At 64.8% G+C, this 23,052-nt stretch carries 23 protein-coding genes; 14 read left to right on the top strand and 9 right to left on the bottom strand.

Annotated features, from left to right (window positions below; all coding sequences use genetic code 11):
- Positions 1–82: 82 nt before the first annotated feature.
- Positions 83–1,348: an ATP-binding protein gene (locus AC0L4C_RS01215; RefSeq protein ID WP_473401701.1), complete on the bottom strand. Its 1,266-nt coding sequence runs from the start codon at positions 1,346–1,348 to the stop codon at positions 83–85.
- A 102-nt stretch (positions 1,349–1,450) separates the two neighbouring features.
- On the opposite strand from AC0L4C_RS01215, the gene ppk2 reads away from it, so the two are divergent.
- The 9 genes from ppk2 (at position 1,451) to AC0L4C_RS01260 (ending at position 10,468) form a co-directional block, all read left to right on the top strand.
- Complete coding sequence (gene ppk2 / locus AC0L4C_RS01220; protein WP_473401702.1) at positions 1,451–2,308, top strand: polyphosphate kinase 2; 858 nt, start codon at positions 1,451–1,453, stop codon at positions 2,306–2,308.
- A gap of 146 nt (positions 2,309–2,454) precedes the next feature.
- Positions 2,455–3,285, top strand: coding sequence for an N-formylglutamate amidohydrolase (locus AC0L4C_RS01225; RefSeq protein ID WP_473401703.1), 831 nt, complete (start codon positions 2,455–2,457; stop codon positions 3,283–3,285).
- Positions 3,278–4,786 (top strand): amino acid permease, encoded by a 1,509-nt coding sequence (locus tag AC0L4C_RS01230; protein ID WP_473401704.1) that lies wholly within the window; start codon positions 3,278–3,280, stop codon positions 4,784–4,786. Before AC0L4C_RS01225 ends, AC0L4C_RS01230 begins: the two co-directional genes overlap by 8 nt.
- A 71-nt stretch (positions 4,787–4,857) precedes the next feature.
- Entirely contained in the window at positions 4,858–6,219 is a 1,362-nt protein-coding gene (locus AC0L4C_RS01235) for a glutamine synthetase family protein (protein ID WP_473401706.1), read from the top strand.
- A 34-nt stretch (positions 6,220–6,253) separates the two neighbouring features.
- Positions 6,254–6,712: a DUF7662 domain-containing protein gene (locus AC0L4C_RS01240; RefSeq protein ID WP_473401707.1), complete on the top strand. Its 459-nt coding sequence runs from the start codon at positions 6,254–6,256 to the stop codon at positions 6,710–6,712.
- Positions 6,705–7,118 (top strand): type II toxin-antitoxin system VapC family toxin, encoded by a 414-nt coding sequence (locus AC0L4C_RS01245; protein WP_473401708.1) that lies wholly within the window; start codon positions 6,705–6,707, stop codon positions 7,116–7,118. The genes AC0L4C_RS01240 and AC0L4C_RS01245 overlap by 8 nt, the downstream gene beginning before the upstream one ends.
- A gap of 13 nt (positions 7,119–7,131) precedes the next feature.
- Positions 7,132–8,514, top strand: a complete 1,383-nt coding sequence (locus AC0L4C_RS01250; protein WP_473401709.1) for an aldehyde dehydrogenase family protein — start codon at positions 7,132–7,134, stop codon at positions 8,512–8,514.
- A gap of 111 nt (positions 8,515–8,625) precedes the next feature.
- Positions 8,626–9,786 carry an iron-containing alcohol dehydrogenase gene (locus tag AC0L4C_RS01255; protein WP_473403577.1) on the top strand — a complete coding sequence of 387 codons (1,161 nt, stop codon included), beginning with the start codon at positions 8,626–8,628 and terminating at the stop codon, positions 9,784–9,786.
- Positions 9,787–9,796: 10 nt separating this feature from the next.
- Positions 9,797–10,468, top strand: a complete 672-nt coding sequence (locus AC0L4C_RS01260) for an HAD family hydrolase (protein WP_473401710.1) — start codon at positions 9,797–9,799, stop codon at positions 10,466–10,468.
- 107 nt (positions 10,469–10,575) lie between these two features.
- Here the strand turns inward: AC0L4C_RS01260 and AC0L4C_RS01265 are convergent, their stop codons facing one another.
- A complete protein-coding gene (locus tag AC0L4C_RS01265) occupies positions 10,576–12,021 on the bottom strand; it encodes a mannitol dehydrogenase family protein (protein ID WP_473403578.1) in 1,446 nt (481 codons plus the stop codon).
- Positions 12,022–12,153: 132 nt separating this feature from the next.
- Between AC0L4C_RS01265 and AC0L4C_RS01270 the strand changes: the two genes are divergently transcribed.
- Positions 12,154–13,068: a sugar kinase gene (locus AC0L4C_RS01270; RefSeq protein WP_473401711.1), complete on the top strand. Its 915-nt coding sequence runs from the start codon at positions 12,154–12,156 to the stop codon at positions 13,066–13,068.
- 1 nt (position 13,069) lies between these two features.
- On the opposite strand, the gene AC0L4C_RS01275 is transcribed toward AC0L4C_RS01270, so the two are convergent.
- Positions 13,070–13,612 (bottom strand): DUF924 family protein, encoded by a 543-nt coding sequence (locus AC0L4C_RS01275; RefSeq protein ID WP_473403579.1) that lies wholly within the window; start codon positions 13,610–13,612, stop codon positions 13,070–13,072.
- Between the two features lie 117 nt (positions 13,613–13,729).
- On the opposite strand from AC0L4C_RS01275, the gene AC0L4C_RS01280 reads away from it, so the two are divergent.
- On the top strand, positions 13,730–13,951 hold the full coding sequence (locus tag AC0L4C_RS01280; RefSeq protein ID WP_473401712.1) for a hypothetical protein: 222 nt from the start codon (positions 13,730–13,732) through the stop codon (positions 13,949–13,951).
- Positions 13,952–13,955: 4 nt separating this feature from the next.
- On the opposite strand, the gene AC0L4C_RS01285 is transcribed toward AC0L4C_RS01280, so the two are convergent.
- Positions 13,956–14,957 carry a zinc-binding alcohol dehydrogenase family protein gene (locus AC0L4C_RS01285; protein ID WP_473401713.1) on the bottom strand — a complete coding sequence of 334 codons (1,002 nt, stop codon included), beginning with the start codon at positions 14,955–14,957 and terminating at the stop codon, positions 13,956–13,958.
- Between the two features lie 108 nt (positions 14,958–15,065).
- Here AC0L4C_RS01285 and AC0L4C_RS01290 point away from each other — a divergent pair, with 108 nt between their 5' ends.
- Positions 15,066–16,082 (top strand): threonine aldolase family protein, encoded by a 1,017-nt coding sequence (locus tag AC0L4C_RS01290; RefSeq protein ID WP_473401714.1) that lies wholly within the window; start codon positions 15,066–15,068, stop codon positions 16,080–16,082.
- A 192-nt stretch (positions 16,083–16,274) separates the two neighbouring features.
- Here AC0L4C_RS01290 and AC0L4C_RS01295 read toward each other — a convergent pair whose 3' ends face one another.
- From AC0L4C_RS01295 to AC0L4C_RS01310, 4 genes are all read right to left on the bottom strand, one after another.
- Positions 16,275–17,198 carry a VOC family protein gene (locus tag AC0L4C_RS01295; RefSeq protein WP_473401715.1) on the bottom strand — a complete coding sequence of 308 codons (924 nt, stop codon included), beginning with the start codon at positions 17,196–17,198 and terminating at the stop codon, positions 16,275–16,277.
- A 234-nt stretch (positions 17,199–17,432) separates the two neighbouring features.
- Positions 17,433–18,311, bottom strand: a complete 879-nt coding sequence (locus AC0L4C_RS01300) for a hypothetical protein (RefSeq protein ID WP_473401716.1) — start codon at positions 18,309–18,311, stop codon at positions 17,433–17,435.
- A complete protein-coding gene (locus tag AC0L4C_RS01305) occupies positions 18,311–19,207 on the bottom strand; it encodes an ABC transporter ATP-binding protein (RefSeq protein ID WP_473401717.1) in 897 nt (298 codons plus the stop codon). The genes AC0L4C_RS01300 and AC0L4C_RS01305 overlap by 1 nt, the downstream gene beginning before the upstream one ends.
- Positions 19,200–19,571, bottom strand: a complete 372-nt coding sequence (locus AC0L4C_RS01310) for a GntR family transcriptional regulator (RefSeq protein ID WP_473401718.1) — start codon at positions 19,569–19,571, stop codon at positions 19,200–19,202. The genes AC0L4C_RS01305 and AC0L4C_RS01310 overlap by 8 nt, the downstream gene beginning before the upstream one ends.
- A 196-nt stretch (positions 19,572–19,767) precedes the next feature.
- On the opposite strand from AC0L4C_RS01310, the gene AC0L4C_RS01315 reads away from it, so the two are divergent.
- Positions 19,768–20,142 carry a hypothetical protein gene (locus tag AC0L4C_RS01315; RefSeq protein WP_473401719.1) on the top strand — a complete coding sequence of 125 codons (375 nt, stop codon included), beginning with the start codon at positions 19,768–19,770 and terminating at the stop codon, positions 20,140–20,142.
- 38 nt (positions 20,143–20,180) lie between these two features.
- Here the strand turns inward: AC0L4C_RS01315 and AC0L4C_RS01320 are convergent, their stop codons facing one another.
- On the bottom strand, positions 20,181–21,605 hold the full coding sequence (locus AC0L4C_RS01320) for a mannose-1-phosphate guanylyltransferase/mannose-6-phosphate isomerase (protein WP_473401720.1): 1,425 nt from the start codon (positions 21,603–21,605) through the stop codon (positions 20,181–20,183).
- A 191-nt stretch (positions 21,606–21,796) separates the two neighbouring features.
- Here AC0L4C_RS01320 and AC0L4C_RS01325 point away from each other — a divergent pair, with 191 nt between their 5' ends.
- On the top strand, positions 21,797–22,999 hold the full coding sequence (locus tag AC0L4C_RS01325) for an MFS transporter (protein ID WP_473401721.1): 1,203 nt from the start codon (positions 21,797–21,799) through the stop codon (positions 22,997–22,999).
- The last annotated feature ends 53 nt before the right edge of the window (positions 23,000–23,052 follow it).

Here is a 23,052-nt window from a genome sequence, read left to right on the forward strand (position 1 = left end):
TTTTGTGACAGTCCAACTGTCTGACAACACTCATGATTTCATAAAACGTCGTGGTCATGACCTGTGCACAACAGGGGTGGCGCTAGCGCGGGAGCAGGACTTCCACGCGAGTCCCCTGCCCCGGCTGGCTCTTGATCGACAGGCTGCCGTGATGGCGGGCAATGATGTGCTTGACGATGGCCAAGCCGAGGCCGGTGCCCTTCTTCTGGCGGCTGGATTCCGCATCGACGCGATAGAAGCGTTCGGTGAGACGCGGCACATGCTCGGACTCAACGCCGATACCGTAATCGGCGACGACAACGCGCCAGCTCCTCGCGGCACTGGCGGCGGCGTCGAGAGTGACATCGACCTTGCCGCCGTCGCCGCCATACTTGATGGCGTTCTCAAGCAGGTTCTCGAACACCTCATAGAGCTCGTCATGGTCGCCGATGGTCTGGGCGCTCTCTTCCGGGAAGGCGAGACTGACCACGACCCCCGCTTCGGCCGCCTGGGTCTGCAGCCCTTCCCGGACTTCGCGCAGCAGCAGGGCCAGATCGACCCTGGCGGTGGGACGGACATGCTGGCGCATTTCGATGCGCGACAGCGACAGCAGGTCATCGATCAGCTTGCTCATGCGCCCGGCCTGGTTGCGCATGATGCCGAGGAACTTTTCCTTGGCGGCCGCATCACGGGCGGCCGGCCCGAGCATGGTGTCGATAAAGCCGATCAGCGACGTCAGCGGGGTGCGCAGTTCGTGACTGACATTGGCGATGAAGTCGGTGCGCATGGAATCGAGCCGGCGCTGATGCGTGAGGCTCTGCAGGACGACGATGAGCATGCCGTCGCTATCCTCGAGCTGCGCAACGGAGACCTTGTGCCAGGTCTCGTTGGGGACGGTCTGGTGCAGTTCGACGGTTTGCGGCAGGCCGGTGCGGCGCACCGCCTCGATGGCGCTCAGCACGGCGGGGGCGCGGATCGAGATGGCAATGCGGGTGCCCTCGATCAGGTTGGGGAAATGCTGCCCGGCCGGTCCGTTGCGGTGAACGATGTTGGAGCGCTGATCGAGGATCAGGCAGGGATCGGGCAGCGCATCGGCCACGAGGCGCACCGCCTTCTCGCGCATGATGTCGCCGGCGGCGGGCAGCACCGCGGCCGGATTGGCGATCTCGATGGCGCCGGGGATCAGCAGCGCAAAGGCGGCGACAGCCAGGTAGGCGAGCAAGGCGGCAAGAACCGGCAGCTGGCCGGTGGCCAGCAGTGCCAGAAAGACCAGCAGGATTGCCAGAAGCAGATTGAGCCGGTCCGACAGGCGCGCCTTCCAGCGCTGCGCGAGGCTGGGGCCGGCATGCCTCAGAGTGTCCTCGGTCATCGTGTTCAACCCCTTACCGGTCCCGCTGCGGCCCGCTCGATTCGGGCGCTTGCATAATAGCTGTCCTCATAGCACGTTCATGACAGTGCAGGAGTTCGTCCAATGTCTGAAGATTCAGAGGCGTTTGACCTCGATAATCCCAAACTCGCCAAGTCGATCAAACGGGCGGCCCTGACGTCGGGCGACTACCCCTATGACGAGAAGATGGACAAGGACGACTATGCGGAGCAACTGCTGGCCGTGCACCAGCAACTGGCGCTGTTCCAGGAGCATATGGCCAAGAACGGTGACCGGGTGGTGATCGTCTTCGAGGGCCGCGATGCCGCCGGCAAGGGCGGCTCGATCCGGACCTACCTGCAGGATCTCAATCCGCGCTTCAGCGCGGCGGTGGCGCTGACCAAGCCGAGCGACCGCGAACGGACGCAATGGTATTTCCAGCGCTATGTCGAGTGGATGCCGGCAGCCGGCGAGCAGGTGCTGTTCGACCGCAGCTGGTACAACCGGGCCGGGGTGGAGCCGGTGATGGGGTTCTGCACGCCGGAGGAAACGGCCAAGTTCCTGCGCAACGTGCCGCATTTCGAAGAGCAGCTGATCGACGACGGCATCCACTTTTTCAAGTTCTGGCTGACGATCGGCAAGGAAATGCAGATGAAGCGCTTCCACGACCGGCGGCACAATGTGCTCAAGCGCTGGAAGCTGTCGCCGGTCGACCTGGAGGCGATCCACCGGTTTGATGCCTACACAGCAGCCCGCAACCGCATGCTGGAGGCCACGAGCACGCAGCATTCGCCGTGGACGGTGGTGATGGCCAATGACAAGCGGCGGGCGCGGATCAACATCATCCGCTCGGTGCTGCACCGGCTAAACTACGAGGGCAAGAGCGACAAGGGGATCGGCGAGATCGACGGAAAGATCGTGCTGCGGGCCGAGGATTTCCTGGAGCGGCACCGCGAGACCTGAGGCTGTTTGACCGGCCGATCAAATCTTTCCACAGAGACGTTTGACTCCGCTCGAGAAAGCGATTCAAGTGGCGGCATTCGCGGATTGACGGGGCTGGTGGCGCCCCGCCGGGAACTGGGCGGACCTGGTCTGCCCGCGGGGGCTACATGGTTGGGATCGAGGCAGGCGCGCGGGCGAGCTTTCTGGCGCCAGTGATGACGGTCAATGCAGCGGGGGCCTCGCCCTTCGTGCTGGTGTGCGACCACGCCTCGAACCGCATTCCGGACCATCTGGACAATCTCGGACTGACGCCGGCGCAGCGGCTGATGCATATCGCCTGGGACCCGGGGGCGCTGGCCGTGGCGCTGCGGCTGAGCGAACTGCTCGATGCACCGCTGGTCTATTCCACCGTCAGCCGGCTGGTGATCGACGGCAATCGCGACATCGACGCCGTCGACCTGATCCCGGTGATATCCGAGCGCACCGAAATCGCCGCCAATGCCGGCCTTGCCGAGAGCGAGCGCAACCTGCGCATCCGGGAGTATCACGCACCCTTCCATGCGGCGATCGACGGGCTGCTTGAACGGCGGCAGCGGGCGGGCACGGAGACCGTGCTGGTGACGGTGCATTCGTTCACGCCGATCTACCGGGATGTGCAGCGGCCCTGGCCGATCGGGTTGATCCACGGGCAGGACGAGGCCTTCACGCGACACCTGCAACAGGCGCTGAATGCCGAGGACCCGGACCTAAATGTGGGCTGGAACGAGCCCTATTCGGCGCGCAATGGCGTGACCTACACGCTCGAGCACCATGGCGACGGGCGCGGGCTCGACGCGACGATGATCGAAATCCGTCATGACGAAATTCTGGAACCCGCCGGTGTGACCTTCTGGTCCGACCGACTGGCCCGGACACTGGGGCGAGCACGAGGGGCGCTCGGCAGTGGACCGGTTCGTGAAGTGCACACCACATCCACACCAGGAGGGATCCATGGTTGACGTGCCTAAAACCGGGGGCAGCGGCGGCGTGACATACGCCACACGCGACAAGGACTATTTCGAAAAGCGGGGCCTGCAGCGCTATGCGGGCGTCTGGTCACTCTGGGCGCTGGGGGTCGGCGCCGTCATCTCGGGACATTTCTCGGGCTGGAACTTCGGCTTCGCCACGGGCGGCTGGGGTGGCATGGTCGTGGCAGCCGCCATCATTGCGGTGATGTATATCGGCCTCGTGTTCTGCATTGCCGAGATGAGCCCGGCGCTGCCGCATACGGGAGCGGCCTATTCGTTCGCGCGGACCTCGATGGGTCCATGGGGCGGCTTCGTGACGGGGCTCTTCGAAAACGTCGAATACGTGCTGACGCCGGCCGTGGTCGTCACCTTTATCTCCAGCTATTTCAGTTCGATCGTCGGGCTGGACAGTTCCATGCTGCCGATCATCTGGATCGTCTTTTATGCGATCTTCCTGGCGCTCAACATCTATGGCGTGGCGCTGAGCTTCAAGGTGACGCTGGTGGTGACGCTGGCCTCGCTGGCGGTGCTGGTGGTGTTCTGGATCAGTGCCTTCCCGAACATGGATTTCTCGCGCTGGGCGCTGAACATCGCGCCCGACGGCACGGAACTGCCGGAGGGCAACGGGCCGCTGTTCCCGTTCGGCTTCTCGGGCGTGCTGGCGACGCTGCCGTTCGCGGTGTGGCTGTTCCTCGCCATCGAGCAGCTGCCGCTGGCGGCCGAAGAGTCGATGGATCCGAAAAAGGACATGCCGCGCGGCATTCTGCTGGGCATCGGCACGCTGGTGATCTCGGCCTTCATGATCGTGCTGCTCAACCCGTCGGTGATCGGCGTGGGCGCATATGCGCTCGGCACATCGGGCGAGCCGCTGCTCGACGGTTTCCGGGCCATCTACGGCACCAGCTGGGCCGTGGTGCTCGGCCTCGTTGCCATGCTGGGGCTGATCGCCTCGTTCCACACGATCCTGTTTGCGCAGGGGCGACAGGTCTATTCGCTGAGCCGGGCGGGCTACTTCCCGCAGGGCCTGTCGGTGACCCACCCCCGGTACAAGACGCCGCATGTGGCGATGATTTCGGGCGCCCTGCTCGGGCTGGCAGTGATGCTGATCATCTGGTTCGTCAATGGCGGCGGCGGCTCGGGCGAGACGCAACTGGGCGACGACATCATCGGTACGGTGCTGCTCAACATGGCAGTGTTCGGGGCGATGCTGAGCTATATCGCGCAGGCGATCAGCTTCATCCTGCTGCGGCGCAACAAGCCGGACATCGAACGGCCCTACCGGAGTCCGCTGGGCATCCCCGGCGCCGTGGTCACCATCCTCATCGCCGTGCTGACGCTGTTCTACCAGCTGCAGGACCCGAACTTCTTCAAGGGCGTGATCTGGGTGATCGTCTGGTGCGTGGTGGGCATCATCTATTTCGGCCTCGTGGGCCGGAACAAGCTGATCCTGTCGCCCGAGGAAGAGTTCGCGCTCGAGCACGCCAAGAAGTAGGCTCGACCATTGTCGACAGCGGGGCCGCGCAGTGACGCGGCCCCATTTTTCCCGTTTTCCGGAGTGGGCCGATGGCCGCATATAGTCTCGAGCAACTGAAGGCCGACGTGAAAGCCGGCACCATCGACACCGTGCTGGTCGCCTTTCCCGACATGCAGGGACGACTGATCGGCAAGCGCTTCCAGGCGGAATTCTTCCTCGATGGCGCCATCGACGAGACGCATGGCTGCGACTACCTGCTGGCCAACGATATCGACATGGAGCCGGTGCCCGGCTACGAGGCCGCCAACTGGGGCCGTGGCTATGGCGACTTCGTCATGAAGCCCGACATCACGACGCTGATGAAGGCGGCCTGGCTGGAGGGGACGGCGATCGTGCTGTGCGATCTTGTCGACCATCACGCTCACCAACCGATCCCGCACAGCCCGCGCGCCATCCTCAAGGGACAGCTGGCGCGGCTGGAGAAGCTGGGACTGACGGCGAACTTCGCCTCGGAACTCGAATTCTATCTGTTCGACGAGGGTTTCCGGTCGGCCTGGGACAAGGGCTACAGGAACCTCGTGACCGCCGGCTATTATATCGAGGACTACCACATCTTCCAGACCACCAAGGAAGAGGGGGTGATGCGGGCGGTGCGCAAGCAGCTGCAGGCCTCGGGCATTCCGGTGGAGAATTCCAAGGGCGAGTGGGGGCCCGGCCAGGAAGAGATCAACGTCAAATATGCCGAGGCGCTGACGATGGCCGACCGGCACGTGGTGATGAAGAATGCCATCAAGGAGATCGCGCATTTGCAGGGCAAGGCCGTGACCTTCATGGCCAAATGGGATTTCGGGCTCGCCGGATCATCGAGCCATATCCACATGTCGCTGGCCAACAAGGCGGGCAATGCCTTCGTCGATGGCAAGGACGAGCTGGGCATGAGCGAGATGATGAAGAGCTATGTCGCGGGACTGCTGACCTATGCCCACGACATCACCTGGTTCCTGGCGCCCTATATCAATTCCTACAAGCGCTTCCAGGTGGGGACGTTTGCGCCGACCAAGGCGATCTGGAGCCGTGACAACCGGACGGCCGGGTTCCGGCTGTGCGGCGAAAACACCAAGGGCGTGCGCATCGAATGCCGCATCGGCGGCGCGGATTTGAACCCCTATCTCGCCTATGCCGGGCTGATCGCTGCGGGCCTGAAGGGCATCGAGGACAAGCTGACGCTGGAAGCGCCATTCTCCGGTGATGCCTATCTCGGCAAGACGCTGCGCGAGGTGCCCAAGACGCTGCGCGATGCCATCGAGGCACTTCGCACATCCGAGATGCTCAGGGAGGCGATGGGCGAGCAGGTGGTGTCGCACTACGTGCACACGGCCGAGTGGGAGCAGTTCGAATATGACCGCCGGGTCACCGACTGGGAGTTGAAGCGCGGTTTCGAGAGGAGCTAAGATAGGAGCGCGTTCCTTTTTGGAGAGTAGCACCATGCCTTCCGTCTCGAACGGCTCCGTGTACCAGCCTTTGCGTGAGCATCTGTTGTTCGCCGGACGAGATCGGGTCGCGATGACTTTCGCGGACATCGAGGCCGTGCTGGGCCGCGAGCTGCCCGCTTCGGCGCGCAAGCGAACGGCCTGGTGGAGCAACAACGCGGAGGGCCACGTGCAGGCGCTGGCCTGGCTCAGTTCGAGCTATCGCGTGACGGAACTGGATCTGCTCAACGAGAGAGTGACATTTGTTCTCGATCTGCCTTACGGCGGCGGACTCATGGATGCAAAGCAATCGATCTATCGCGCCGCAGGCGCCGAGCCACCGAGGGAGGCGACGCCCGAGCCCGGGATACGTATCCATCCGGCATTCGGCAGCCTGAAGGGCACCTCAATTGTCATGCCCGGGTACGACCTTACGGCTCCGACGCTGCTTCTCATGGGAGACGCAGATGGCTAGTCTGCTGCTGGATACCTGCGCCGCCATCTGGATCACGGAAAACGAAGAGCTCTCGAATGAGGCGGTGCAAGCCATGGACGATGCCTATCGCGCCGGTGAGCCGGTCTTTGTATCCCCGATAACGGCGTGGGAGCGCGCGCTGCTATCGGCCAAGGGACGCCTGCGGTCGCCCGTCCAGCCGCTTGCCTGGTTCGAAAGGCTGGTCCGCGACGCGCAACTGACGATTGCGGCCCTGACCCCGTCGATGCTGGTCGATGCCTGGTTCCTGCCAGATGAGTTGCACCAGGATCCGGCCGATAGAATTCTTGTCGCCACGGCGAGGACGCTGGACTTGACGCTGGTCACCCGCGACCGCCCACTGCTGGACTATGCGGGCAAAGGTCACGTCCGCGCCATCGCCTGCTGAAAAGGAAGTTGCCATGACCGATACGGTCAAGATCGTGTCGCCCATTGACGGGCGAGTGTATGCCGAGCGAAAGACGGCGAGCGGCGCCGAGATCGAGACGGCGGTGGCCAAGGCGAGGCACGCCCGGACAGTCTGGGGCGAGGTGACGGTGCGCGAGCGGGCGAAGTTTCTCGAGCATTTCGTCGACGCGCTGATCGGCAAGAATGACGAGATCGTGCCGGAACTGGCCTGGCAGATGGGCCGGCCGGTGCGCTATGGCGGCGAAAGGCGCGGCGTCGAGGAACGGGCGCGCTACATGATCGGCATTGCCGAGGTCTGCCTGAAGCCGGACGAGAAGCCGGGCAAGGAGGGGTTCACGCGCTACATCACGCATGAGCCGCTGGGCACGATGATGGTGATCGCGCCCTGGAACTACCCGTACCTGACGGCGGTCAATTCGATCGTGCCGGGGCTGATGGCGGGCAATGCGGTGATCCTCAAGCATGCCAGCCAGACGCTGCTGGCGGGCGAGCGCTTTGCCGAGGCGATGACGGCCGCCGGACTGCCGGACGGGCTGTTCCAGAACCTGGTGCTCAGCCACGAGGATACGGAGAAGCTGATCGGCTCGGGGCAGATCGACCACATCAACTTCACCGGATCGGTGGAGGGCGGGCGACGCGTCGAACGGGCGGCGGCGGGCACCTTTGCGACGCTGGGGCTGGAACTGGGCGGCAAGGATCCGGCCTATGTGCGGGCCGATGCCAAGCTCGACCACGCCATCGAGAACCTCGTCGACGGTTCGTTCTTCAATTCGGGACAGAGCTGCTGCGGGGTCGAGCGCATCTACGTGCATGCCGATGTGTACGACCGGTTCGTCGCCGGCTTTGTCGAGAATGCGCGCGGCTGGACGCTGGGCAATCCGCTCGACGAGGACACGGTTGTCGGACCGATGGCGCATGGACGGTTTGCCGATCTGGTGCGGGGGCAGACGCTGGAGGCCTTGCGCAAGGGCGCCAAGGCGCATCTCGATTTCCGCCACGACCTCGACGAGGAAAGCTCGCCCTATCTGGCGCCGGAGGTGCTGACCAACGTCAATCACCAGATGGCGGTGATGCGGGAAGAGAGTTTTGGGCCGATTGTCGGGATCATGAAGGTGGCTGATGACGCCGAGGCACTGACACTGATGAACGACAGTCCCTATGGCCTGACCGCATCGATCTGGAGCCAGGACCTCGACGAGGTGGCGAAGCTGGGCGCCAAAGTGGAGACCGGCACGGTGTTTGCCAACCGCTGCGACTATCTCGATCCGGCGCTGGTTTGGACCGGCGTCAAGGATACCGGCAAGGGCGGCGCGCTGAGCGAGATCGGCTATGCCAACCTGACCCAGCCAAAAAGCTACCACCTCAAGCAGGTCTAGACGACATAGCCCATGGTGATACGCCGCAGGCGCACCACCAGGGCCACTAGTGACTCTCACAAGGCCTCATCCCGAGCCAGTCGACGGACGAGGCCGGACACACCGGAGTGTATCATGGCTATCAAAGCCAACTGGAACTACCCGACCGCGGTTCGCTTCGGTGCGGGGCGGATCAAGGAACTGCCGGAGGCGCTGCAGGCGGCCGGCATCGCCAAGCCGCTGCTGGTGACCGACGCCGGGCTGGTCAACCTGCCGGTGACGCAGTCGACGCTGCAGCTGCTGCGCGATGCGGGCATCGAGACCGGGGTGTTTGCCGACGTCAAGCCAAACCCGATCGCGGCCAACGTCAATGCCGGCATCGAAGTGCTGCGGCAGGGTGGCCATGACGGGGTGATCGCCTTTGGCGGCGGCTCGGGGCTCGATACCGGCAAGGTCATTGCCTTCATGGCCGGGCAGACCCGGCCGATGTGGGATTTCGAGGATATAGGGGACTGGTGGACGCGGGCGGACCCCAAGGGGATCTTCCCGATTGTCGCGGTGCCGACGACTGCGGGAACCGGCTCGGAAGTGGGGCGCGCCGGCGTCATTACCGACGAGACGACGCACACCAAAAAGGTGATCTTCCATCCGCTGATGATGGCCAAGGTGGTGATCGTCGACCCCGAGCTGACGGTGGGCATGCCGCGCTTTATCACGGTGGGCACCGGGTTCGACGCGCTGGCGCATTGCCTCGAGGCCTATTGCGCGCCGGGCTACCACCCGATGGCCGACGGCATTGCCGTTGAAGGCATCCGGCTGGTGCTGGCGAACCTGCCCAAGGTCGCCGATGACCCCAATGACGTCGAGGCGCGCGGGCACATGATGAGCGCTGCTGCCATGGGTGCGGCCGCCTTCCAGAAGGGCCTGGGCGGCATCCACGCGCTGAGCCATCCGGTCGGGGCGCTGTATGACACGCATCACGGCATGACCAATGCGGTGTTCATGCCCTATGTGATGATGGCCAATCGCGATGCCATCGAAGCGCGCATCGCGCGGCTTTCGGCCTATTGCGGTCTGCCGCCGAACTTCGAGGGGTTCCTGCACGCCGTGCTGGCGCTGCGCAAGAAGCTGGGCGTGCCCCATACGCTCAAGGAGTTCAATGTCACCGGCGAGAAGCGCGAGCTGATCGGCGACATGGCGATCGTCGACCCGACGGCGGGTGGCAACCCAGTGACGCTGAGCAAGGCGCTGGCACTGGAGATGTTCGACCGGGCGATGGACGGACGGCTCTAGGAGCACGACGGTGCGCGGCGCACTGCTGTTCGACATCGACGGTACCATGGCCGACACGGACGCCATCCATCTGGAGGCATTCAACGTCGCGCTGGGACCGTACGGCCATGAATTCGACCGGGTCCGCTATACGGCGGAGTTGCAAGGCTTTTCGAACCTCTCGATCTGCGCGCGCTTCCTGCCTCGACTGACGGCGGAGCAGCAGGCGGCGGTGATGCGGGGCAAGGAAGCGCTGTTCCGCCAGTTGATCCGAGATATGATCCGGCCGGTCGACGGGCTGATCGAGCTGTTGGACCGGGCGGACGCCGCCGGCGTGCCCGTGGTGGCGGTGACCAATGCACCGCGGCTCAACGCCGACATGCTGCTCGCAGGCATCGGCATCACGCACCGCTTCGTCGCCATCGTGATCGGCGAGGAACTGCCGCACGGCAAGCCGCACCCCCTGCCCTATCTCGAGGGCTTGCGACTGGCGGGCGCGAGCGCCGAGCACTCCGTGGCGTTCGAGGATTCGCGCTCGGGCATCCAGTCGGCGACGGCGGCGGGGATTGCCACGGTCGGCATCCGCACCAGCCTCACGCCGGAGCAGATGCGCGAGGCGGGCGCGGTGGCATCGGCGGACAGCTTTGCCGACGCGGACCTGCTGGAGTTCGTGGCGCGCAGGCTGCCGGCGCTGGGGCGCTAGTCTAGCTGCATCGGGAGGAGGATACCCCTCTCTGCTGCGACGAACTCACTGCGTTCGCAAATCTCGCGTCTCTCCCTCAAGGGGAGAGATGCCCCGACTGATGCGTCTCAGCCCACGTCCTTGACTGTCACAAGGGCGCCGTTGGCGAAGAGCGAGGCCAGGTGGGCGGTGACGACGCCGCGGAAGGCGGGGTTGGCCGGCAGGTCGGTGCCGAAAATTTCGGGGAGCGCCAGCAGGCCGTCGGCGAGCTTGGCCGCGTCGCGGCCGGCAGCGTCGGCGATGGTGCGCAGCCTGGCGGCATGCGGGTCCTTGACGTCGATGGGGGCGCCCTGCTCGTCGATGCCGGTGACGTAGCGCATCCAGGCAGCGACGCCGAGCGCGAGGCGGGTGATGGACTGACCGGCGGCGAGGCGGTCGGCAATGGTGCCGAGCAGGCGCTGCGGCAGCTTCTGCGAGCCGTCCATGGCGATCTGCCAGGTGCGGTGCTTGAGCAGCGGATTGGAGAAACGGTCGAGCAGCGCATCGCGATAGGCTTCGAGATCGGCGCGGTCCATCGGCAGGGTCGGCATGACCTCCTCGGTCATCAGGCCATGGATGAGGCTGCGGATACCGGCGTCGGCGATGGCCTCGTTCACGTACTGATAGCCGCCGAGATAGCCGAGATAGCTCATGGTGGAGTGGCTGCCGTTGAGCATGCGCAGCTTCATCAGCTCGAACGCCTCGACCTCGTCGACGAGCTGGGCACCGACGGTTTCGAACGCCGGGCGGCCGGTGGGGAAATGATCCTCGATCACCCACTGGGTGAAGGGCTCGGTCATGATCGGCCAGGCGTCCTCGACGCCGGTCAGTTCCTCCACGATGGCCCGGTCGGCATCGGTGGTGGCAGGGACGATGCGGTCGACCATGGTGGAGGGGAAGGCGACGGATTTTTCGATCCAGTCGGCCAGACCGGGATCGCGCAGGCGGGCGAACTGGGCGACGATGCGGCCGACAGTCTTGCCGTTGGAGGGAAGGTTGTCGCAGCTCATGACGGTGAACGGCGCATTGCCGGCGTCGCGGCGGAGCTCGAGGGCGCGGACGATCAGGCCGGGGGCGCTGACCGGGGCGTGCGGGCTGGCCAGATCGGCGACGATATCGGGATGGCTGGGATCGAGATTGCCGGTCGAGGGATCGTGGCAATAGCCCTTTTCGGTGACGGTGAGCGAGACGACGCGGATGCGCGGATCGGCCAGCGCGACGATCAGTTCGGCGCGCTGGGCATTGGCATCGAGAACGTCGAGAATGGAACCGATGACACGGGCCTTGGCGCCGGAGGCGTCACGGATGGCCACGGTATAGAGGAAATCCTGCGGCGCCATGGCGTCCTTGGTATCGGGACGGCGCAGCGAGGCGCCGATGATGCCCCAGCTCGGATCGGTGGCGAGGATATCGTCGACATAGACCGCCATGTGGGCGCGATGGAACGCGCCGATGCCCAGATGCACGATGCCCGGAGTGACCGCGGAACGATCGTAGGCAAGCGGGGTTTTCAGCGTGGTCATGTTCAGGCGCATCGGCAAGCAGTCCTCCTCCAGGCGGCGCGACCATAGCGGAGGTCGCCCCCCGCTGCCATACCACTGTTGTCCAAGCCATTGCGCCTGTTCGGGTTCCCCGGCATAACCACGGCGGAACAGGAGGAGCGGCGCGTGAGCAAGCGGTTTGTCAGTATCGGCGAGTGCATGATCGAAATGTCCGGTGGCGAGGAGGGCATGTACAGGCTCGGTTATGCCGGCGATACGCTGAACACGGCGTGGTACATGCGGGCCCTGCTGCCGGAGGACTGGCAGGTCGACTATGTGACGGCGCTGGGCGACGACATGTATTCGGGGCAGATGCGGGCCTTTCTCGAGACGGCCGGAATCGGCACCGGGCATATCCAGACCATCGAAGGCCGTCGGCCGGGCCTCTACCTGATCCACCAGGAAAAGGGCGACCGGCACTTCACCTACTGGCGCGGGCAATCTGCCGCCAAGCTGCTGGCCGATGACCGCAAGGCGCTGGATGCGGCGCTGGACGGCGCCGACATGGTGTACTTCTCGGGCATTTCGCTGGCGATCCTGGCCCCCAAGGCGCGGGGACGGCTGATGAAGGCGATCGTCCGGGCCCGCGACAGGGGCGCCCGGGTGGTGTTCGATACCAATCTGCGCCCTGCCCTCTGGACCTCCCCGGAGATCATGAAATCAACGCTGACGGCGGCGGCGCAGATCGCCGACGTGGTGCTGCCGACCCATACCGACGAGGCGCCCCTGTTCGGCGATGCGTCGCCGGAGGCAACGGCACAGCGCTATCTCGATATCGGCGTGGACGAAGTGGTGGCCAAGGATGGCGCCAAGCCGGCCTTCGTGGCGCTGCAGGACGGCACCAAGGCATCCGTGCCCGCGACCAAGGCCGAGAAAGTGGTCGACGCCACCGGGGCCGGCGACAGCTTCAATGGCGGCTATCTGACGGCGCGGATTGCCGGCGCGTCGCCGGAGGAAGCGGTCAAGCGCGGCCATGCCGTTGCCGGCATCGTCATCGGCCACAAGGGGGCGCTGGTCGATCCGGCGCTGGTCAGACTCTAGCCTACCACCTGCCCTCGTCGCTGGCGCAGTAGGCCACCTCGGCAGAGGTGGACTGGCGGCCCAGCGCCTCGTTGCGTCGCGGGTAGCGGCCGAAGCGGCGTAGAACGTCGAGATGCGCCATTTCGTAGTCGATGCCTTCCTGAATCCCCAGTTCCCGGTGGAGGCGCACAGCCTCCTCGTGCACGACGAGAGATTCCGAGTGCATGCAGGGCAGGTAGATGAACATGCGCTTGTCCGGCCCGAAGTCCTTGTCGAGGCCGGCGGCCACCATCTCCTGTGCCAGTGCCAGAGCCATCGGGTCGGACGCGAAGGCGCGGGCCTGACCGCGATAGATCTGCCGGGAGAACTGGTCGAGGACGATGATTTCGGCCAGCCGTCCCTCCGGCGTCTCGCGCCAGCGCCAGGCTTCGCCGGCAGCGACGGCGAGATGTGTCTCGGAGAACGTGGCGATCAGCTTGGCGTCAAACTCGGGGCCACCGCCGAACCATTGCTCGCGGCCGTGTTCCACAAACCAGAAATCAAGCACCTGCCGGGCGGTCTTCATCACGTTTCTCTCCTCTTTTGGCGAGGCTAGCACGCGACCGGGCGGGTTTGCACGACGACCTTCACACTTCCTTTTCAAGCCCGGGTGAATATGCGGGCTGCATCAGGAGACATTTGCATGCGGCTGGTCAAACTCGAAGGTCAGGACGGACCGATCTGGATCAATCCCGAGCATGTGGTGGCCGTGCGCCAGGCGCTGCGGGATACCAAGGTGGAAACCGTCTCGGGCATGCACATGGTCAAGGACCAGCCCGACGTCGTGGCACGGCTGCTCGGGGCCGACGAACTGGCCAAGAACATCAACTCCATCAGCTATGAGGCCGTGCCCAAGCGGGGCTGACCCCCTAGAGGCTGATGATCGCCTTGATCAGCCCGTCGCGATGATGGGTCCAGTGCGGCATGTCGACCGGCACACGGTCGAAGGTGGTGCTGTGGGTTGCGAGGCTGTCGGTGGGGACCAGTCCCTTGCGGATCGAATCCATGACATGGTCGAAATCCGCCTTGGTGGCATTGCGCGAGCCGCGAATGGTGAGTTCGCGGCGGTGCACCTCGGGGTCGGACCAGACCAGATCGCCCTTGATGACGCCGACCAGCGTGTAGCTGCCGCCGCTGCGGCAATGGAGCAACGAGGCGTTCATGGCGCGGATCGAGCCGGTAGCGTCGAAGACGGCATCGAAACCGGACTTTTTCACCGCATTGAAGTCATCGCCCTCAAGATCGCCAATGCCGAAGGTGCGGAAGCCCAGGGCGCGGGTGGCCTCGATCTTGTCGGGAGCGGCGTCGACGACGGTGACATCGCCACCGGCAATCCTGGCAAAGAACGCCACGCCGAGGCCAATGGGCCCGCTGCCGACCACCAGGGTGCGGGCACCAGGTTTCAGTTCCGTACGACGTACGGCATGGGCGCCGATGGCGAGGAACTCGACCATGGCGGCGTCGCGCAGCGACAGGCCGGTGGCGGGATAGAGATTGACCGCCGGCATAACGATCTCCTCGGCCATGCCGCCGTCGGAATGGACGCCGATGACCTTGAGGGTCTCGCAGCAATTGGTCTTGCCTTCGCGGCAGGCCGGGCACTGGTAGCAGGGCAGATAGGGATTGATGACGACCGGATCGCCGTCGGCCAGCCCCGCGGCGCCATTGGCATCGGCGACGGTACCGGAGAGTTCGTGGCCCATGATGCGCGGGTATTCGAGGAAGGGATGATTGCCCTCGAAGATGTGGTAGTCGGTGCCGCAGATGCCGATATGGCGGATCCTGACGCGCACCCAGCCGGGCTGCAGCTGTGGCGCTGTAATGTCGACCAGCGCCAGCTGGCCTGGCGCGGCGCAGGATATTGCCTTCATGAAACTCTCCTCTTTGCGGCCATCATAGCGGCAGCCGGGAGAGAGAGAAGGCCACTTTCGTCGACAACCGTCCGCCGCTAAGAGAAACCCCGAACAAGGATTTCGGCGATGAACTTTGCAAGCGACAACTGGGCGGGTGCCACCGAGGCAGTAATGGCGGCGGTGCTGCGCCACAATGGCGGATTTGCCGCCGGGTACGGCGCCGATCCGCTGACCGCATCGGTCGGGGCACGGTTCTCCGAGCTGTTCGAGCGCGAGGTGGAGGTGTTTTTCGTCGGCACCGGGACGGCAGCGAACGGCATTGCGATGGCGGCGGCGGGACGGCCGGGCGGGCTGGTATTCGCCACCACCGAAGCGCATATCCACAATGACGAGTTCGGGGCCACCGAGTTCTATTCGGGCGGCATGAAGATCATCCCGGTCGCCGACCGCCACGGCCTCATGGGCCCCAAGGCGCTGACGGCATCGATCGGTCGCTATGGCGGGCGGTTCGGACTGCCGACGGTACTGTCGCTGACCAATGCCAGCGAGTGCGGCACGGTCTATGCGCCGGCGCAGGTGGCGGAGCTGACCGGCATCGCCCGGGCACACGGGCTCACCACGCATATGGACGGCGCGAGGTTCGGCAATGCGGTGGCGGCGCTCGATGTGTCGCCGGCCGAGATCACCTGGAAGGCCGGGATCGATATCCTGTCGTTCGGCGGCACCAAGAACGGCTGCATGGCGGCCGAGGCGATCGTGGTGTTCGAGCCGGGCAGGTTTCCCAACCTGCCGGCGCTGCGGCAGCGAGCGGGACACACCGCCAGCAAGGCCCGCTTCATTGCGGCGCAGTTCGAGGGATATTTCGAAAATGGCGGCTGGCTGCAGACGGCGCGGCACGCCAATGCCATGGCGGCACGGCTGGCAGGCGGTCTTGCCGAGAGGGCACGGCTGGGCTGGCAGAGCCAGGCCAACGAGGTGTTTGCGGTGCTGCCGAAGGCGACGGTAGCCAAAGTGCGGGCGGCCGGTGCGACGCTCTACGAATGGCCGGCCGACGGGCTGGACGATGACGAGGAACTGGTGCGCCTGGTGACGAGCTTTGCCACCAGAGCAGAGGATGTGGAGGGATTTCTGGCGCTGGTGTAGCGGCCGGATTTTCTACCCCTCATCCGCCCTGCGGGCACCTTCTCCCGCAAGGGGAGAAGGGAGGGTGGAGGCCGGTGGCAGGCTCTGGAGGACTGTGGCGGCACGCCTCGTGGTTCGACAGGCTCACCATGATGCTACTGAGGAGTTTCGGAGCAGCGTCATCCCGAGCTTGTCGAAGGACGAGATTCGGCCTCAGGCGGCGACGGAGACCTTGACGAGGTTGTGCGAGGGGTCGAAGGCCTGGAGGCCCTCATTGGTGTCAGTGACGGCGACACCGAGGGCGGTCAGGCGGGCGCGAACCTCGTTAAGGGCCTTGACGTCGGGGACGACGATACCGAACCAGCGCAGGCCAGCGGCGCCCTCGGGGGCGGGTTTGGCATTGGGTCCGGCCCAGACGTTGAAGGCGATGGCATGCGGGGCATAGTCGAGCCCGGCATCGCCCATGCCGAAGGCGCGAATGATGAAGAGACCGCCAAAGCCGATGCCGTCACGGTAGAACCGCATGGCGTCCTCGAGGCTGTTGACGTGCACGTGCACGTGGCCGATGCGGGTGCCGGGGGCCATGCGCGGCGGCACGGCGTTGAGGTCGCCATCGATCTCGGCAAGCAGACCATCGACATCGATGGGTTCGCGGCCGGAATGCTTGCGGCCATCGGTGGTGGTGGCGTAGTTGCCCGATTCCGGATCGCCCAGCGTGCCGCGCCACGGCGTTTCGAAAGTGATCTCGATGCCATTGCCATCGAGGTCCCAGAGATAGATGGCCTCGGAGACCAGGTGATCGGTGGGCGAGACGCGGACGCGGCGCCGCAGGGCGCGCACCAGCATGTGCGCGAAATCCTGTCGCGTCGGCACATGCAGGGCGACGTGATAGAGGCCGGTGGTTTTCTCGACCACCGGCAGGCGGGCGCCGAGTTCGAGGACAATCAGCACCTTGCCACCGACACCCATTTCGAGGACTTCGGTGTCCTCGCGCAGGATGTCGAGGCCGACGACGTCCTGCCAGATGGCGAGCGCCTGGTTGCGGTCGGTGACGGCAAGGCGGACGGGGCCCAGCGTCGTGGTAAGCGGCAGCAGCGGGGCAGTGCGGATGGCACTCTGGGATTCGACGTCAAACATGGCGCTCTCCGGAGGGGCGGAGACGCTTGGCCTCCATTCATGCCAACTGATATAGGCCGCCTGACAGGCGAGGACCACAGGGCAACCGCCGAATGGATCGTTCACGCCAGCGAGCCAATCGCTGCGCATCGAGGGGTTTTGAAATGAAGAAGCTTGCTAGTGCGGCACCGCTGACGCAAAGACGGGCGCGATCCGCTGAGGATCGCGCCCGCACCTGGCCTGGACAGCTCGGGCTCAGGTGATGATGAAGCGGCGCCGGTATTCGCTGGCCGCGTAGACGAGCAGCGCCGCGACGATCAGGCCGCCGGCCATCTGGGTCCAGTCGATGGACGCCAGGTGGTCGCTGATGCGGGCCATGGCATCGAGCGGCCGGCCGGTGAGGAAGCCGAGCTTCATCTCTTCTTCCTCGATGCCGAAGTGCATGCGCTGGCGCAGGAAGCTCAGCACATAGCCGCCATCGGGCCCACCATCGGTCAAGAGCCCCTCGAAGAGACCGAGGACGCCCGGGATGAGGAAGGCGAGCGGAATGCTCCACCGTCCGACGAGCGTGGAGAGGCCACCCACCCAGGCAAAGAACGGCGCATACCAGAGCAGTGCGGTGAAGGCGAAGACGATGCTGACCATCGACACCTGACCGGTCGACCAGAGCAGGCTGCCCAGATCGGGGGCGGTCAGGCCGGGGATGCGCATGGCGGCGGCAAGCGTCAGACCGTAGACGATGAAACCGCCCAGCAGCGTGGCCACAAAGATCAGGGCCGGGAAGATGGTGAAGCCGGCCAGCATCTTGGCCGACAGAACCTGGAAGTCGGAGACCGGCATCGATTTCCAGAACAGCATGGAATTGTTGCGCCGGTCGGCGTTGAAGGCATCGGCGTAGTAGAAGAACAGCGAGACCATCAGATAGATGAGCCAGAGCAGCGCCATGGCCAGCATGCCGAGCTCGAAGACGCGGGCACCGGTTGCGGCGAAAGCCGGCGGCATGCGCATGCGGTCGAGGCCGACAGCGCCGAGCGTGACCAGCGTCAGCAGGCCCAGAATGATGGCTGGCGCATAGAGGAAGGCGCCGCGATGCTCGAGATACTCGCGCTTGATGAGGGCGATCATCGATGTCATCAACGGGCTCCCGGATTGGCCGTCTGGCGCTGCATGAGAGCGACGAAAAGGTCGCTGAGGGTCGGGGTCGAGACCTTGCCGAGCGGTTCGAGCTTCTGACGCTCGACGCCATCGAAAACGAAGACGGTCTGGCCGAAACGGGTCTCGGAAAAGATCGGGCCGAGGGCCTCGGCGGCGGCGGCCTGATCGGGATCGACCACCACCTGGCTGAACTTGGTGGAGACGGTTTCCATCTGCATGTGCAGGATCAGGTCGCCATCGCGGATGAACATGATGTCGGACAGCATGAACTCGATCTCATCGACCTGGTGGGTGGTGATGAGCAGCGTGCGCTCTTCGGTCATGTAGTCTTCGAGCAGGCGGCGGTAGAAGCGCTTGCGGTAGGTGATGTCGAGGCCCAGCGTGGGCTCGTCGAGCACCAGCAGCTTGGCATCGATGGCCATGACGACGGCGAGGTGCAGTTGCGCGATCATGCCCTTGGAGAGGTTCTTGATGCGGGCTTCCATACGCACATCGGTGCCTTCGAGGAAGCTGCGCGCCTTGTCCGGGCTGAACCTGGGATGGATGTTGGTGAGCAGCGCGAACAGCTCGCGCACCCGCAGGAAGCGCGGCAGGCTGGCGACATCGGAGATGAAGGCGACGTTCTCCATCAGCGCGGCGCGGCGGGCATAGGGGTCCTCGCCCAGCACGCGCACGGTGCCCTCGTAGGAGGTGAGGCCGAGCAGCGCGTTCAGCGTGGTGGTCTTGCCGGCGCCGTTGTGGCCGACGAGGCCGTAGATGCGGCCCGCGGGGATGTCGAAATCGAGCCCGTGGAGGATTTCGGTCTTGCCGAAATTCTTGCGGAGGCCGCGCGCCGAGACGATCGGAGCCGGGACGGGTTGAGCCAGATCATTCATTGTGTCCGCCTTGGTCACTGCCTGGATTGAAGAGTTGGGTGGGGTCGAGTTCGAGGGCCTCGATCTGCTTGAGGATGCGGGGCCACTCCTCGGCGAGAAATTTCTGACGTTCGTGGGTGAGGAGTTTCTCCCGCGCGCCGTCATTGACGTACATGCCCATGCCGCGGCGGCTTTCGACGACGCCGATATCGACAAGGGACTGGTAGGCTTTGGTCACAGTCAGGGGGTTGACCGAGAGGTCGGCCGAAATCTGCCGTACGGACGGCAGCACATCGCCTTCCGCGGCGGTTTTCTTCAAAATCATCTCGATGATCCTTTGCCTGATCTGGACGAAGATCGGTTGTGAATTGTTGAACTGGCTCATCGTCGCGCCTTGTTGGTGTACTAGTTATGTAACACACTACAACGGCATGTCAAGCGCGCTGCGCCAGCGGGACCAACCGGTGCCTGTTTCGGGCGCGAAGGTCTTGAGTTATCAACAGATTGCGCCGCGGCGGGTTGTGGGTGCGGGGTGCGGTCCATACGGTCGTCAGCCTTCGACTCATAAGGACGCACACACAATGCCCAAGCTGATCGCCTATTCGCTTGCCGTCGCCATGCTGGCTGCCACCCCGCTGCACGCCTCGGCGGCGGTGCAGAGCGCATCGTCAAGCCGGACGGAACTCTGCAGCCCAGGGGGACCTGAAGGCTATCAGCGGCCGGGCGGATTCTGTGACCGTCTCGACAACCCCAACTCGCTGTCGTCGCCTATCACCAGCGCCGGCTGCCCGAATCTGATTGCCGATGCCGGCTATCGCTACGACAGCCAGCTCGGCACGCTGGTCCTGAACCTGGCGGCGGCCGACCCCTGCAACAAGGTTGAGTGTGTCACCCTCAACCTCAAACACCTACCCGGTGAGGGCATCCTGGTGGCAGGGGCTCCTTGCGTAGACTAGTCAGCCGCGGCCTCGCCTGATCAACGAAACGGTCGCGCTCAGGCGCGGCCGAATTCGTCTTCGATGCGGATGATGTCGTCTTCGCCGAGATAGGAACCGGTCTGCACCTCGATCAGCTCGAGCAGAATCTTGCCCGGATTGGCGAGGCGGTGAGTGCAGCCGAGCGGCAGGTAGATCGACTCGTTTTCGCTCAGCATCAGGACCTCGCCGTCGCGGGTGACTTCGGCGGTGCCGCGCACGACAATCCAGTGCTCGGCGCGATGGTGGTGCTTCTGCAGGCTGAGGCGCTTGCCCGGCTTGACGAAGAGCCGCTTCACCTGGAAGCGGTCGCCATTGAGGATGGACGAGTAACCGCCCCAGGGCCGGTAGGCGGTCTTGTGGATTTCGGTGGTAGGGGCAGTCTCGGGGTTGGCGCGCAAAGCCTTGACCAGCGGCCCGACCTTCTGCGCCTCGGTGAGCTTGCCGACATAGACGGCGTCCTCGGTGGCGATCACCGCAATATCGTCCATGCCTTCGACGGCGACGTGGGCACGATCGGTCAGCACCAGCGAGTGGCGGGTGTTGGAAAGCGTGACATTGCCGTTCGAGACATTGTCGGCCGTGTCCTTGGGCGAGACTTTCCAGACCGAGTCCCAGCTGCCGACATCGGACCAGGAGTAGGTGACCGGGATCAGCGAGACGAGCCGGGTCTTTTCGAACACCGCGTAGTCGATCGAGATGTTGGGGGCGGTCGCGAAGCTCTCGGCATCGAGACGGATGAAATCGAGATCGACCTTGGCCTTGGCGACGGCGGCCTCGGCGGCAGCGCAGGCCTCGGGGGCGAGGTTCTGTGCCTCGGCGAGGAAGGGTTCGACCCCGAGCATGAACATGCCGGTGTTCCAGTAATAGCCGCCGGCATCGATCATGCGGCCGGCGTTCCGGGCGTCGGGCTTTTCGACGAAGCGGGCGACGGCATGGACGCCCTTGGCGGTCTCGGGGCCGGCCTCGATATAACCGTAGCCGGTTTCGGGCGAGGTGGGGGTGACGCCGAAGGTGACGAGGCGGCCGTCGCGGGCGGCGGCGGCGGCGGTATCGACCGACCACCAGTAATTGTCATCGGTGACGACATCGTGGTCGGAGGAGAGGACGTGGATCACCGCTTCGGGGCCGAAGGTGTTGCGCGCATGAACGGCGGCGGCGGCAATGGCGGCGGTGGTGTTGCGCGCAACGGGCTCGAGCAGCACGCCGGCCGGGGTCATGCCCAGTTCCTGCGCCTGCTCGGCGACGAGGAAGCGGTATTCGGCATTGGTGACGATGATCGGCGCTTCGTAGCGATCGGTGTCGGCGACGCGGCGCAGTGTCTGCTGGAACGAGCTTTCAGTTCCCGTCAGCACCAGAAACTGCTTGGGGCGCGCCGAGCGCGACATCGGCCAAAGCCGGGTGCCCTGCCCGCCTGCCAGGATAACCGGAACGATCGTCGGCATAGTGATCCTCTCGCAAAACCGCGGCCATTAGCCATGCCGCAGGCCGCGCTTGCAAGCGCTTTTGGACCGGATGGTTGTCGCAAATCGGAACCGAAGTGGACGGATTCACAGGCAAATGCCGCTGACGGCCGCAAACTGACATGTTAGTTTGCCCGGACCTGCGACGCGGGTCCTGCTTCCGGAGTTCCGACGTGACTGACGCCCTTGCCGCTGCCCGCCCGCTGGTCCTCAAGACCACGCTGCCGATCATCCTCGCCGTCTCGCTCTGCCATTTCATCAATGACGTGATGCAGTCGATGCTGACGGCGATCTATCCGATCCTCAAAGACAATTACGGGCTGGACTTCGTGCAGATCGGGCTCCTGACCTTCACCTTCCAGGTGACGGCATCGCTGCTGCAGCCGGTGATCGGCATGTACACCGACCGGCGACCGCTGCCCTATTCGCTGCCCGTGGGGATGGCGTCGAGCCTTGTCGGCCTCTTCGTGCTGGGGTTTGCACATAGCTATGAAATGCTGCTGCTGGGATCGGCGCTGGTCGGTCTCGGGTCGGCGATCTTCCACCCGGAGGCAAGCCGGGTGGCGCGGCTGGCGTCGGGCGGACGGCACGGGCTGGCGCAGTCGCTGTTCCAGGTCGGCGGCAATGCCGGGTCGGCGGTCGGACCGTTGCTGGCGGCGTTCATCGTGCTCAAGAACGGGCAGTGGAGCGTGTCGTGGTTTGCGGCCGGCTCGCTGGTGGGGATCTTCATCCTGTGGCGGGTCGGCGCCTGGTACGCGGCGCACCGCCGCGCCAATGCCGGCAAGGCGGCAGCAAGCACCACGCTGATCTTCGACCAGCGGACGACGCTGATCGCGCTGGCTGTCCTGACCGTGCTGACGGTGACCAAGAATGCCTATATGGCCAGCGTTTCGAGCTACTACACGTTCTTCCTGATCGAGAAGTTCGCCGTCGGGGTGCAGGACGCGCAGGTGCTGCTGTTCGTCTATCTCGGGGCGTCGGCGGCCGGGGTGATCCTCGGCGGTCCTATCGGCGACCGCTTCGGGCCGAAATTCGTGATCTGGTTCTCGATCCTCGGGGTGCTGCCGTTCACCCTCGCCCTGCCCTATGCCGACTTCACCTGGACGGTGGTGCTGACCATCATCATCGGGCTGATCTTCTCGTCGGCGTTCTCGGCCATCGTGGTGTTCGCGCAGGAGCTGATGCCCGGACGCGTGGGGATGATTGCCGGCATCTTTTTCGGCTTTGCCTTTGGCGCCGGCGGCATTGCCGCGGCGGCGCTCGGGGCTTTGGCCGACGTCACCGGCATCGAGTATGTGTTCTGGATCTGCTCGTTCCTGCCGCTGGCCGGGCTGCTCACCGTGCTGCTGCCCGACATGAAGCGGCATCTGGCCTGAGGCATTTGCGCTTTTGGCCGGCTCCGACTAGATGGAGGCGGCGCTGGAGACTG

Source organism: Devosia sp. J20-27, assembly GCF_055808595.1.

Coding starts and splice junctions, on each gene's coding strand:
- AC0L4C_RS01290 (WP_473401714.1), top strand. CDS start 15,066: ATGAACTTTGCAAGCGACAACTGGGCGGGTGCCACCGAGGCAGTAATG.
- AC0L4C_RS01285 (WP_473401713.1), bottom strand. CDS start 14,957: ATGAAGGCAATATCCTGCGCCGCGCCAGGCCAGCTGGCGCTGGTCGAC.
- AC0L4C_RS01310 (WP_473401718.1), bottom strand. CDS start 19,571: ATGAGCCAGTTCAACAATTCACAACCGATCTTCGTCCAGATCAGGCAA.
- AC0L4C_RS01300 (WP_473401716.1), bottom strand. CDS start 18,311: ATGACATCGATGATCGCCCTCATCAAGCGCGAGTATCTCGAGCATCGC.
- AC0L4C_RS01250 (WP_473401709.1), top strand. CDS start 7,132: ATGACCGATACGGTCAAGATCGTGTCGCCCATTGACGGGCGAGTGTAT.
- AC0L4C_RS01315 (WP_473401719.1), top strand. CDS start 19,768: ATGCCCAAGCTGATCGCCTATTCGCTTGCCGTCGCCATGCTGGCTGCC.
- AC0L4C_RS01320 (WP_473401720.1), bottom strand. CDS start 21,605: ATGCCGACGATCGTTCCGGTTATCCTGGCAGGCGGGCAGGGCACCCGG.
- AC0L4C_RS01245 (WP_473401708.1), top strand. CDS start 6,705: ATGGCTAGTCTGCTGCTGGATACCTGCGCCGCCATCTGGATCACGGAA.
- AC0L4C_RS01225 (WP_473401703.1), top strand. CDS start 2,455: ATGGTTGGGATCGAGGCAGGCGCGCGGGCGAGCTTTCTGGCGCCAGTG.
- AC0L4C_RS01215 (WP_473401701.1), bottom strand. CDS start 1,348: ATGACCGAGGACACTCTGAGGCATGCCGGCCCCAGCCTCGCGCAGCGC.
- AC0L4C_RS01240 (WP_473401707.1), top strand. CDS start 6,254: ATGCCTTCCGTCTCGAACGGCTCCGTGTACCAGCCTTTGCGTGAGCAT.
- AC0L4C_RS01280 (WP_473401712.1), top strand. CDS start 13,730: ATGCGGCTGGTCAAACTCGAAGGTCAGGACGGACCGATCTGGATCAAT.
- AC0L4C_RS01265 (WP_473403578.1), bottom strand. CDS start 12,021: ATGCGCCTGAACATGACCACGCTGAAAACCCCGCTTGCCTACGATCGT.
- ppk2 (WP_473401702.1), top strand. CDS start 1,451: ATGTCTGAAGATTCAGAGGCGTTTGACCTCGATAATCCCAAACTCGCC.
- AC0L4C_RS01275 (WP_473403579.1), bottom strand. CDS start 13,612: ATGAAGACCGCCCGGCAGGTGCTTGATTTCTGGTTTGTGGAACACGGC.
- AC0L4C_RS01230 (WP_473401704.1), top strand. CDS start 3,278: ATGGTTGACGTGCCTAAAACCGGGGGCAGCGGCGGCGTGACATACGCC.
- AC0L4C_RS01235 (WP_473401706.1), top strand. CDS start 4,858: ATGGCCGCATATAGTCTCGAGCAACTGAAGGCCGACGTGAAAGCCGGC.
- AC0L4C_RS01295 (WP_473401715.1), bottom strand. CDS start 17,198: ATGTTTGACGTCGAATCCCAGAGTGCCATCCGCACTGCCCCGCTGCTG.
- AC0L4C_RS01305 (WP_473401717.1), bottom strand. CDS start 19,207: ATGAATGATCTGGCTCAACCCGTCCCGGCTCCGATCGTCTCGGCGCGC.